5 protein-coding genes are annotated in these 11,556 nt (G+C 40.6%); all 5 read right to left on the bottom strand.

Features of this window, described 5'->3' with window-relative positions; translation table 11 throughout:
* Positions 1 to 7: 7 nt before the first annotated feature.
* Positions 8 to 2,248, bottom strand: coding sequence for a beta-glucosidase BglX (gene bglX, locus PALPR_RS10055; protein WP_013445511.1), 2,241 nt, complete (start codon positions 2,246 to 2,248; stop codon positions 8 to 10).
* Between the two features lie 111 nt (positions 2,249 to 2,359).
* Positions 2,360 to 4,606 (bottom strand): beta-glucosidase BglX, encoded by a 2,247-nt coding sequence (gene bglX, locus PALPR_RS10050; RefSeq protein ID WP_049777065.1) that lies wholly within the window; start codon positions 4,604 to 4,606, stop codon positions 2,360 to 2,362.
* A 158-nt stretch (positions 4,607 to 4,764) separates the two neighbouring features.
* The gene (locus PALPR_RS10045) at positions 4,765 to 6,846 is read right to left on the bottom strand and encodes a family 43 glycosylhydrolase (RefSeq protein ID WP_013445509.1); all 2,082 of its coding nucleotides are present in this window, start codon (positions 6,844 to 6,846) and stop codon (positions 4,765 to 4,767) included.
* Between the two features lie 187 nt (positions 6,847 to 7,033).
* Positions 7,034 to 8,545 carry a RagB/SusD family nutrient uptake outer membrane protein gene (locus PALPR_RS10040; RefSeq protein ID WP_013445508.1) on the bottom strand — a complete coding sequence of 504 codons (1,512 nt, stop codon included), beginning with the start codon at positions 8,543 to 8,545 and terminating at the stop codon, positions 7,034 to 7,036.
* Positions 8,546 to 8,583: 38 nt separating this feature from the next.
* Positions 8,584 to 11,550, bottom strand: coding sequence for a SusC/RagA family TonB-linked outer membrane protein (locus PALPR_RS10035; protein ID WP_013445507.1), 2,967 nt, complete (start codon positions 11,548 to 11,550; stop codon positions 8,584 to 8,586).
* Positions 11,551 to 11,556: the final 6 nt, after the last annotated feature.

The raw sequence follows: 11,556 nt of genomic DNA, 5'->3' as shown, positions 1-11,556 counted from the left end.
CTTCTCATCATAGGGTTAGTTTAAAGTTTGCTTTTAAACTTGCATCGGAAGAATTCCCAACGAACAGTTCATAATCGCCGGCCTCGTTGATGTATTGAATTTCGTTATTGAAAAATTTCAAATCTTCCGGGGTGAGAGTGAAAGTGAGCTGCTTGGTTTCTCCTTTTTTCAGCATTAGCTTTTGAAAACCTTTGAGTTCTTTCACCGGACGAACTACACTCCCGACCAAGTCGCGGACATACAATTGTACAACTTCTTCGCCATCATAATTTCCTGTATTGGCAATATCTACCGTAACAGTCAGTTTATTTCCACTACTTAATTTATCGGATGATAATTTCAGGTTGCTGATGTCGAATTTAGTGTAACTAAGTCCATAACCAAACGGATATTTGGGACTGTTTTGTAAATCGATATAAGCTGACACATAATTTTTGTCGTTTTCATCCTTTGCAGGCCGTCCGGTGTTGAAGTGATTGTAGTAAATCGGAATTTGACCTTCGGTGCGAGGAAACGAAATTGGCAATTTACCGGCAGGATTATAGTCGCCGAAAAGTACATCGGCAATAGCATTTCCGGCTTCGGTTCCCAACCACCATGTGTACAGAATAGACGGAATATTATCTGAAGCCCAATTGAAAATTAAAGGTCGACCGGCATTGAGCAATAAAACAACCGGCTTACCTGTTTTATAAATTTCTTTCAACAACTCCTCCTGAACACCGGGAAGCTGCAGGTTACTTTTGCTTTTTGCTTCACCACTCATATCGGCCGCTTCGCCCAACGACATAATAACCACGTCAGCCGATTTAGCAGCATTTATTGCTTCTGCAAAACCGGTTTTGTCGTTATCATTGATATTACAACCTTTAGCATATACAATGCTGGAACTTTTGTCCAACTGATTCTTGATGCCCTGATATTGTGATATAATCCGGGTAGAATCGTCAGGAAAAGCGATAGACCAAAATCCATGATTAGCCTTTGTGGCTTTGAACAATGGACCTATTAATGCTACTGTCTTGGTTTGTTTGGATAGAGGTAACAAAGTTTTGCCATTACTCAGTGGTTCGTTTTTAAGCAGTACAATACTCTTCTTTCCTATTTCACGTGCAAACGCTCTGTTTTCAGGGTTATTGGTTTGTTTCTTTTCCCTTGCTGCATTACAAAAGCGATACGGATCGTCGAATAATCCAAGTTCAAACTTCTTGACAAGAATACGCTTAACGGCTTCATCAATTACTGAAATATCAACTTTGCCATCCTGAACCAATTGTTTCAGATTGTTGCGGTAACAGCGACTTTCCATGTCCATATCCGAGCCGGCATTAATGGCTTTCATGGCTGCATCGTAGCTGTCTTTGGCATAACCGTGAGCTATCATCTCACCAATGCTTCCCCAGTCACTCACGACGAAGCCTTTAAAGTTCCATTGTCCTTTTAATATGTCTCGTTGAATGTATTTATTGGCAGTGGCGGGTATTCCGTTGATGTCGTTGAATGAGTTCATGAATGTTGCCACGTTTGCTTCAACAGCTGCTTTGAAAGGTGGCAGGTAGGTTTCGTTTAATTGGCGTAAGCTCATATCCACCGAGTTGTAATCGCGTCCGCCGATAGCAGCTCCATAGGCAGCAAAGTGTTTGGCACAAGCCATTATGGCATCCACATTACCCAATCCATTTCCCTGAAAACCGTGTACACGTGCTTTTGCAACCAAACTACCCAGGTAAGTATCTTCACCGGCTCCTTCCATAACGCGTCCCCAGCGAGGGTCGCGTGCAATGTCTACCATGGGTGCAAATGTCCATTGAACGCCATAGGCGGACGCTTCGGTGGCGGCAATACGTGCCGATTTTTCGATCAGTGCCAAATCCCAGGATGCTGTTTCGCCAAGCGGAATCGGAAAGGTTGTGCGGAAACCATGAATAACGTCTAATCCGAAAATCATTGGAATATGCAAACGGGATTGCATGGCAAGTTCTTGTAACTTCCTTGTTTTGTCAACGCCGGTGACATTAAGCATGGAACCTACTTTACCTTGTCGGATTTGAGTTTCTTTGTCTCCTTCGGCGGTTATTTTTCCGGTACTTTCCCAATCGCTGGAGTATTGATTTAGTTGACCTATCTTTTCGTCGAGCGTCATTTGTCGGATAAGCGCATCGGCTTGTAGTTCCGGATTAGCTTTCTTTTGTCCGGAAATGCTTAAGCAGATAAATGTGAGAATTAAAAGAGGAATTGTTTTTTTCATGTTTAATTTTGATATTTACTATGACTAATGATCTATTTGCAAAGGTAATATTAATCTCCTTAGTGTATTTTGCAAGTCAAATTATTTGTATTTTACACCAAGGGAATTCTATTATTTAGTCCAATTTATTGTTGCGGTTTTTAGATCATTGGAATTTCCACCTATTTTAATTTCGAAATCACCACTTTCCCAGTCGTATTTTAAATCGCTGTTGTAGAACTTCAAACTTTCGGGTGTAATATCAAATGTAACTGTTTTACTTTCGCCTACTTTGAGCATGATTTTCTGGAATCCTTTTAATTCTTTGATTGGGCGGGTAATGCTTCCAACCAGGTCGCGGATGTATAACTGAACGACTTCTGCACCATCATATTTTCCCGTGTTGGTAAGGGTTACGCTGGCTTTGAGTGTTTGATTTCCCTGTAGTTTTGAAGAACTCAAGCTTATATCGCTGTAATTAAACGTAGTATAGCTGAGTCCGTAACCAAACGGATAAAGAGGTGAATTAGGAATATCCAAATAAACCGATTTGAATTTTTCAAATTTATCTTCATCTTTTTCAGGGCGACCTGTCGATTTGTAATTATAATACAATGGTACCTGACCTACGCTGCGTGGAAATGTCATAGGAAGTTTTCCCGATGGGTTTACCTTTCCGAACAGTACATCCGAGATGGCATAACCTGCTTCGCTGCCTGGGAACCATACATTCAGAATGGCATCGGCTATTTCTTTCTCCTGATTCAAAACCAATGGACGTCCAGTAAAGAGAACCAACACAATGGGTTTTCCTAATTTTTTTAGTTCTACCAACAAATCTTTTTGTGATTGGGGAACACTAATATCAGATCTGGAGCTGCACTCGCCACTCATTTCCGAAGCTTCTCCCAAGGCGGCAACAATAACATCGGCCTTTTTGGCTACTTCCAGAGCTTCTTTGATAATTTCGGCTACGGGTCTAGTATCGCGATAGCTGTTTTTACCAAACATGGCAGAACGCGATTCCAGTTCTGCATCGTATTCAAAATTACTTCCTTTGGCGTACACAAAGTTTACTTTATCGCCCATGGTTTCTTTTAATCCTTTTAGCAGACTGATAGCTTCTTTGTGTCTGGCGGCCACACTCCAGGTTCCCGGCATGTTTTCAGGATTATCTCCCAGCGGACCGATTACGGCTACCGTGCCTGTTTGCTTCAACGGTAAAACTTCATTGGCATTTTTCATCAATACCACAGACTGGCTGGCAATGGAACGTGCCACGGATCTGTTTTGCTGATTATAAACTTCTGTTTTAGGACGATTCAAATCGCAGTATTTATAAGGATCGCTGAATAATCCCAGACGATATTTTGCTTCCAGAATACGGCGAACAGCCTGATCAATGTCAGCCTGAGTAATTTTACCTTCATTTAATGATTTCTTCAGCGTAGTCAGGAACCCTTCGCCCACCATGTCCATATCAATTCCTGCTTTTAAAGCCAAAGCAGATACATGTTGAAGGTCGCCAAGTCCATGATTCACGATCTCATTAATGCCTGTAAAGTCGGTTACAACAAATCCGCCGAATCCCCATTGATTACGAAGAACTTCGGTCTGAAGCCAACGATTGGCCGTTGCAGGAATCCCATCTACTTCATTAAACGATGCCATCACACTACCAACTCCTGCATCGACGGCAGCTTTGTAGGTTGGAAGGTAATCGTTGTACATCCGCAGTCGGCCCATGTCAACCGTGTTGTAGTCGCGTCCGGCTTCAACAGCCCCATACAAAGCATAATGTTTTACGCAAGACATCATGGTGTTTTTATCGGCCAGACTATTGCCCTGATAACCGTGAACCATCGCTTTGGCTATTTGAGAGCCAAGGTATACATCTTCGCCCGAACCTTCGGCAACGCGTCCCCAACGAGGATCGCGTGACACATCAACCATGGGTGAAAATGTCCAGCAGATACCATCGGCAGTTGCTTCCTGCGCTGCTATTTTGGCAGATTGTTCAATCAGGTTCATGTCCCACGAGGAAGCCAGTCCCAACGGAATAGGGAAGGTGGTTTCGTATCCGTGAACTACATCCATTCCAAAAATCATAGGAATTTTTAAGCGGCTTTTTTCAACTGCCACCTTTTGAATATCACGAATTTTCGCTACTCCTTTAATATTGAACAATCCACCTACTTTTCCTTCTTCCACTTTTTTACCAATGTCGGAGTTCTTAGCCTCACCGGTAACGAAATCGCCGGAAGAAGGCAGATTGAGTTGTCCTATTTTTTCATCGAGGGTCATTTTAGCCATCAAATCAGTTATAAACCGATCCATGGCAGGATCATTTTTGAAATAAAGCGCTTTGCCCGATGGCAAAACAGGTGTTGCTACTTCGGCAACAGCCTTCGACTTTTTCTTGTTGCTCTTTTGTGCAGAAACACTTGAAAGGAATAGGCAACAGATTGCTAAAAGATAGATTCTTGTTTTCACGTATAGTCTGTTTTATATGTTATTTGAATTGGATTTTATACCTTCTATTTTACAAAAATGCTTTTCGACCGATTGGAAACTCCGCTTTCACTCAATGCTTCGATGGAAAAATAATAAGATGTTCCCTTGTCTAATCCGCGGAGGTCATAAGAATTAGCGTTGTACACTGTGATGCAGTTGTATTGTTTATCTGCTGTAGTGCCAAAATAGATGTTATAACCATAAGTGCGTTGTTGCGGTTTCCATGATATCATAGCATTGCGGGTATCGCTTTTACTCCGGTTGACGGTTAGCTTTTGAACAGCTTCAGGAATAACTCCCGAAGCTTTTCCAAAAACACGCAGATCCATCAAAGCAAAATTACCGCTGGCCGTGTGTATGTTTTCTACTTTTACATAGCGGGTTTGGATAGGTTGGCGTAGTTCCACATAATCGTGAGGCACATCCATATCGTTATCACTTTTATCTACCACCAGTTCCCAATTGTTGCCGTCGGTCGAGCTGTATATTTTGTATTGATGGTATATATCCATAGCTTTCCCAAACTGGTTGGCCTTGTGTTCGTAGTAATTTACCTGAATGGCGTTCACCTGCTTTACATCGCCCAGATCCATAGCAAACCATTCGCCGGGTTGACCGGATTTTGCAGCCCAGTAAGTGCGCATGTTTTCATCGGAAGCATTTTCCGGAGTATAAATACTGTCGGACGACGAAGCCGATGTCTTTTTGTTTAGCGACAATAACATCCAGCCGGTAAAGTTTCCTTTTTGGTGATCTTCGGTGTTTTGAGGAATGGCTGTCGGATAATCGCCAAAGGCTGTGTTTGAATACATGACACCATCTTTATCAAATCCGGCAGGATAAAGCCCAATCCGTCTTTCAAAAGTTTCGCGCAAGGACAACATGCAGGTAGAAATATGCCAGTAGTTATTGAAATAGTCTTTAAATGTTCCGCCGTGTCCGGCTCCCAAAACAAATCCGCCCGGTTTGTAGGAGAAGGGATTGTGCTGTTGGTAAACAAATGGACCGAAAGGATGATCGGCCACGTAAACACCATCGGCATACACTTTGAATTCTGTGCCCGGTGCTCCGTATTGCAGATAGTATTTGTTGTTGTGTTTGGTCATGTATGCCCCTTCAACAAATGGCTTTAGTGAAACGGAATCGTCGTTGTTCATTCCAAACCGTTCCCATCCATGTACTTCGGGTTTCAATCCGAATAAATCGTGAACAATACTTTTGGGACGAAAAGTAGAGCGATCATATTCCGCCACTTTAATGGGAAATTCATTGCTGGAACCGTAATAGAGGTACAAGCGTCCGTCATCGTCTAAAAATAAATCCGGATCCCAGTGAGGTAATAGAGCCGTTTCGGTAAGTCTTTTCCAACGTCCTTCTTTGGGGTTGGTACTGTACCAAACCGGTAGATCTTTATAAGTAGAACCAATCATCATGATGGTATCGCCCGATACTTCTACGGCCGGAGCACATTGGTCATCGTCGGTTGGTTTACGTTGAAATCCGCTGAAAACGAATTTCCATTTCGAGAGATCTTTGGAAACGTAAAAGCCATCCTGATTGGTACTGAATAAATAATATACTCCCTTGAATGGCACAATTAGCGGATCGGCTGTTGAGCGGCAAGAGATTTTATTTTCTTTATTATATGGTTCGAAATTGTAATCGATATTCAGCGGATTACAAAATGTTTTGGGGTGATCGTTTTTAGGGTCAAACCAGGCTGTAGCCTGAGCTGTATGTTTTGGAAGTGAATAATCGGATTGATCTTTTTTTAAAGTACAATTTACCCGCAGGTTTTGAATCCCGACAGGCAATTCTGTAATTACCATTCCCGGATAATAAAAACGCAATGCCTTATCATTTGCACCAATCGTGATGCTGTATTCTCCTTTTGAATTCGTTGTAGCGGAACTAACCCCATCCTTCACCATCACTTTTACCTGATTAACGGGCTTATCTTGTTCGTCCGAAACGATGCCGGTAACCTGATAGGTTTTTTCAGTGGAGATTTCGTATTCGGTTATCTGGCCTTTTACAACTTTGGACTGGGCATTAAGTATAATTACAATAGAGAGGGCGAAAATTATAGTTAAGATCTTTCTCATGATTTATTTATTCTTTCGTGATCTAAATAAATGAGTTGCACAAGCAAAATCTGAGGATATTGTCTGCTATCATTTATCGAATTGATAAGTAATTTTCTGATAAATCAAGGTAAAATAAAAAGGGAAGGAAATTTCCTTCCCTTTTTTGCGATTCATCTATTTTGTATTTAGAGGATGCTCATAAGAATTAATAACCAGCGTTTTGTTTGAGTTTTCCATTACTTGCATCGATTTCAATTTGAGGGATAGGGAAAACTTCATTTTTGCCATCTACAAAGTTTTTTCCTAAAGCACGAAGTACAGTTCCGGCTCTACCTTGACGAATCAGATCAAAGAAGCGGTCATATTCCATAGCCAGTTCCACACGGCGCTCTTTCCATATTGCTGTTCGTAAATCGGTTTGATTGGAAGCAGTTGTATTTGCGAGACCTGCACGGGTTCTAACTGCATTCAGCGATGTTTGTGCCTGCGATGTTTTTGTAAGTTCATTAGCAGCTTCTGCGTTAATCAAATAAACTTCACCCATCCGAAGAACACGGATATTTTTGTTTGATTCCCAATCATTTCCATTAAACGATTCCAGTTTCTTACTTACATATGCTTTGTAGTTATACCTTGGATTAGCAACATCTGTACCAACTACTGCTCCATCCCATAAAGTTTGTCCTTTATACATAATGGTTGCAGCTTTACGCACGTCGCCAACCTCATAAGCATTTTCAAGATCCTGACTTGGGGTATTGAATCCCCAACCGCTGATACCTGAAGTTCCATCGGGATAAGTTATAGAGCCTCTGGCACCCTGTATATCTACAAACCCTTGAATACCGGCATTAGGGGTAATCCCACGCGCCTGAATTTCGAATAATGATTCTCTGCTGTTTTCGCCGACTTCTCTCCAAATACTTGCATAATCAGTAACTAAACCGTAACTACCTACAGTACCTCCTATAATTTGGTCTGTCAGCGATAAAGCCTGAGCCCATTTCTTTTCGTACATACTCACTTTAGCAAGTAAAGCTGTAGCAGCTCCTTTTGTTGCACGGCCTAAATCGGCTGAACTGTACTCGGTATTTTTAGGCAAATTAGTGATTGCAAAGTTGAGATCTTTTTCTATAAATGCATATATGCTATCCTTAGAAACCCGGGTATTAGCTAGGTTCAAATCAGCTTCACTGCTAGCATCTATTACTTTATTTACTAAAGGAATATCTCCGAAACAACGTACCAGATTAAAATAGTAAAGGGCTCTTAAGAATTTTGCTTCTGCTATAAATCTTGTCTTCTGAGCATCTGCAATGTTGTATTTCGGTACATTAGCAATAGCCTGATTACATCGAGTTACTCCATTATAATTACCTGTCCAGCCTTCACCTATTGATCCGCTGGTTGAAGTATAGGTAATATTGTCCATTTGATCTTTATCAGAACCTAAATCACCAGGATCACTTCCTTTATCAGCATCATCGGATGTAATACTTGCGTAACCGACAAAAGAAAATGAACTGGTTTGCCATTGTAGCAATTGATTATAACAGGCATTTACGAACTTCTCAGCATTGGCAGAAACCAGAAATGTCGAATCCTGTGTGATCAATTGGTTTTCGGCTGCAGGGCTGAGCCAATTGTTATTACAGGCCGATAGAGAGATGACTATCAGACCAACTGTAATGTATATATATGTTTTTATTGTTTTCATATTGAAAAAATTAAAAATATTAGTTTGTTTATTTCTACTTAAAAGGATACGTTAACTCCCACCATATAGGTAGTTGATACTGGATAGATAGACAATTCTATCCCTGATGCGGTTGCAGATCCCGGAAGTTCAGGGGTAAATCCGCTGTATTTTTTCAAAATAAGAGGATTTTGAGCAGTAGCGTAAACTCTCAGTTTTGAAAGACCAACATGCCATTTTTCGGCAGGAAGTGAATATCCAACAGTCATGTTATTGATTCTGAAGAAGTTTCCAGATTCAACAAAATAATCGGATGGTGCCGGAATTGCGTTAGAAGCGCGAGGTTGTGTTCCGTTAGGATTTGTTGTACTCCAGCGATCTTCTGCTCTTGCAGATTCAATATTGTCATTACCAAAGCGAACAGCTTTTTTACCATTGAATATCTTGTTCCCAAGGTTTCCGTAACAGTCAACAGAGAAATCAAAAGCTTTATAATCAAATCCCAAATTAAGTCCGAAATAAGTTTTTGGTTGATATGAACCCTCGAATACCCGGTCTTTGTCATTAATAACACCATCTTTGTTTACATCCACTAATTTAAGATCTCCGGCCTGTGTACCTGTAAGATGTGGTGAGCCGTTTACTTCTGCTAGAGTTTTATATATACCATCGGTTTTATAAACCCAGAAGCTTCCGATAGGTTGACCTTCTACAGTATAGGTAACTATATTACCATTACCAAGACTACCATCTTTAAGCTGTAGTCCACCTCTAACTTTGTCTACGTTGTTTGTATTGAACGTAATATTAAAGCCTGCATGATATGCGAAATTACTGGTTAGTCTGTGTTTCCAATTAAGGTTTACTTCCACTCCGGAATTACGTACATCGGCCGCCTGTGAAATTACCCTATTGTCAGCATCCCCTGAAGCAGTAGGCATGGTGATTGGTACATAAGCATTAGTAAGTTTATTATAATAAGAAACTTCTCCGCTTAGTCGTCTGCCAAGAGTTGAAAATTCGATACCGGCATCAAAACCTTTCGTTGTTTCCCAAGTGATTGTTGCATCTTTTATCTGATCAAAAGTCAATCCTTGTGATACAGGACTGCTATTTCCACCAAAGTTGTATGCTCCTGTAGTTGTAACAGAGGTTATTGTTCCTGTTCCATAGGGAAGATTGTCATTACCAATTTTACCGTAGCTTGCACGGAGTTTTAAATCATCAAACAGATGTTGGTTTGCCATAAAATTTTCGTGGTTAACAATCCATGATCCCCCGAATGAGTAGAAGGTTCCCCATTTTTTATCTACAGGGAAAGCGCTGGATCCATCTCTACGTAATACTCCACTTAGATTGTACTTCTGGTCAAATGTATATATTAAACGTCCGTACCAAGATTCTCTTTGTAGAACATAACCACTTCCATTATTGGTTGCTGAATTAACATCTCCTTGATCAAGATACCACAAATTTTCTTGTTCAGTAACTCCTGTACGTGTTCCAAGAAGTGCAGTTCCTTTATCTTTTTCAGATGAGTGCCCTACAGTCGCATTTACTTCATGTTTTTCAATAAAAGTTTTATGGAAATTAATATTATTGTCTATTATGTAGTAGGTACTATCTCTATCGGCAATGCTCAAAGTAGATTTAGATGTTTGTTGAACACTACTTACGTAATATTTAGGGATATAATTAGTTTCCTTTCTTGCCGCTTTATTAAAGTTAAAGCTGCTGCGAATTGTCAACTCGGGGGTAGGGTTTATTTCTGCAAATACATTGCCTTGGAAACGGGTGTCATTAGTAAAATTATGTGTATAATCAAGAGCTGCAACTGGGTTTGCAACACTTAAACCGCTCACATAACCGTAGTTTCCGTTAGTATCTCTTACCGGAGCTGTAGTTCCGATGCGGTATGCATCAGCAAACTCATTGGGCTTCATATTGTCTTTTGCGAAAGAGATATTAAGGGTATGTCCAAACTTAATATATTTTCCCAATTTGTAAGTGTTACTGTTGCGTAACAATGTACGATTATAATCGTTTCCTTTTAAAATTCCCTGATCACCAAACTGGTTAGCACTGAAATAATAGGTTACATTGTCAGTACCTCCGCTAATGGTAAAGTTATAGTTTTGCACCAGACCATCGCGAGTGATGGCATCAAACCAATTTGTATTATATTTGAGCGTATTGACGTCAAACAATGCAGGCTGACTATCGTAAGCTCTTGCCTCGTTGGTATATGTTGCATAGGTTTTCGCATCGGCCATCTTAACTTTAGAAGTCATTGACTTAACACCAAAATAAGAGTCGAAACTTACTCTGACTTTTCCTGTTTTTCCAGCTCTGGTGGTAATAAGTACTACACCATTAGCAGCCCGACTACCATAAATAGCTTGAGAGGCAGCATCCTTTAGCACATCCATACTTTCAATATCGCTGGTGTTAATGTTGGTAATGTCTGATGTGATTACACCGTCAACAACATAAATAGGATTTGCATCTGCAGTAATTGTATTAGTTCCACGGATACGAACTTGTGGTTGAGATCCGGGCTCACCTGATCCGATAATTTGAATACCGGAAGTTTTGCCTTGTAGTCCTTGAGCTGCTGTAAGCATCGGCTGTTTGGTGAGTTCTTCACTTTTAACGGAAGAAACAGATCCTACAACCTGACTTTTCTTTGCAGTACCGTAGCCAATTACCATAACTTCGTCCAACGCTTTGTTTTCTTCTTCTAGTCGAATTCGTAATGTTGAAGCATTGATTGCTTTAATTTCTTGGGATACATATCCAATATACGATACAACTAAAACTGAGTTTTGGGGTACCGAAAGGGTAAAATCACCATTAACGCCCGCTGTTGTGCCGTTAGTAGTACCTTTTTGAATAATGGATGAGCCGATTAATGTTTCTCCTGTCTTTTTATCGACAATCACTCCCTGCACGCGTATAGTTTGTGCAAAAAGCGAACTGGCACTTACAAGTGCAACCAGTAGGAGTAAAATTGTTTTTTTTCTCATGGTTCT

The sequence above is a fragment of the Paludibacter propionicigenes WB4 genome, from assembly GCF_000183135.1.
GTDB classification, from domain to species: domain Bacteria; phylum Bacteroidota; class Bacteroidia; order Bacteroidales; family Paludibacteraceae; genus Paludibacter; species Paludibacter propionicigenes.
Note: the sequence above shows the minus strand (reverse complement) of the source record. Positions and strands in the feature narration are given on the sequence as shown.

Excerpts from the sequence above, each read along its gene's own strand:
- bglX (WP_013445511.1), bottom strand. The coding sequence starts at position 2,248 with ATGAAAAAAACAATTCCTCTTTTAATTCTCACATTTATCTGCTTAAGC.
- PALPR_RS10045 (WP_013445509.1), bottom strand. The coding sequence starts at position 6,846 with ATGAGAAAGATCTTAACTATAATTTTCGCCCTCTCTATTGTAATTATA.
- PALPR_RS10040 (WP_013445508.1), bottom strand. The coding sequence starts at position 8,545 with ATGAAAACAATAAAAACATATATATACATTACAGTTGGTCTGATAGTC.
- PALPR_RS10035 (WP_013445507.1), bottom strand. The coding sequence starts at position 11,550 with ATGAGAAAAAAAACAATTTTACTCCTACTGGTTGCACTTGTAAGTGCC.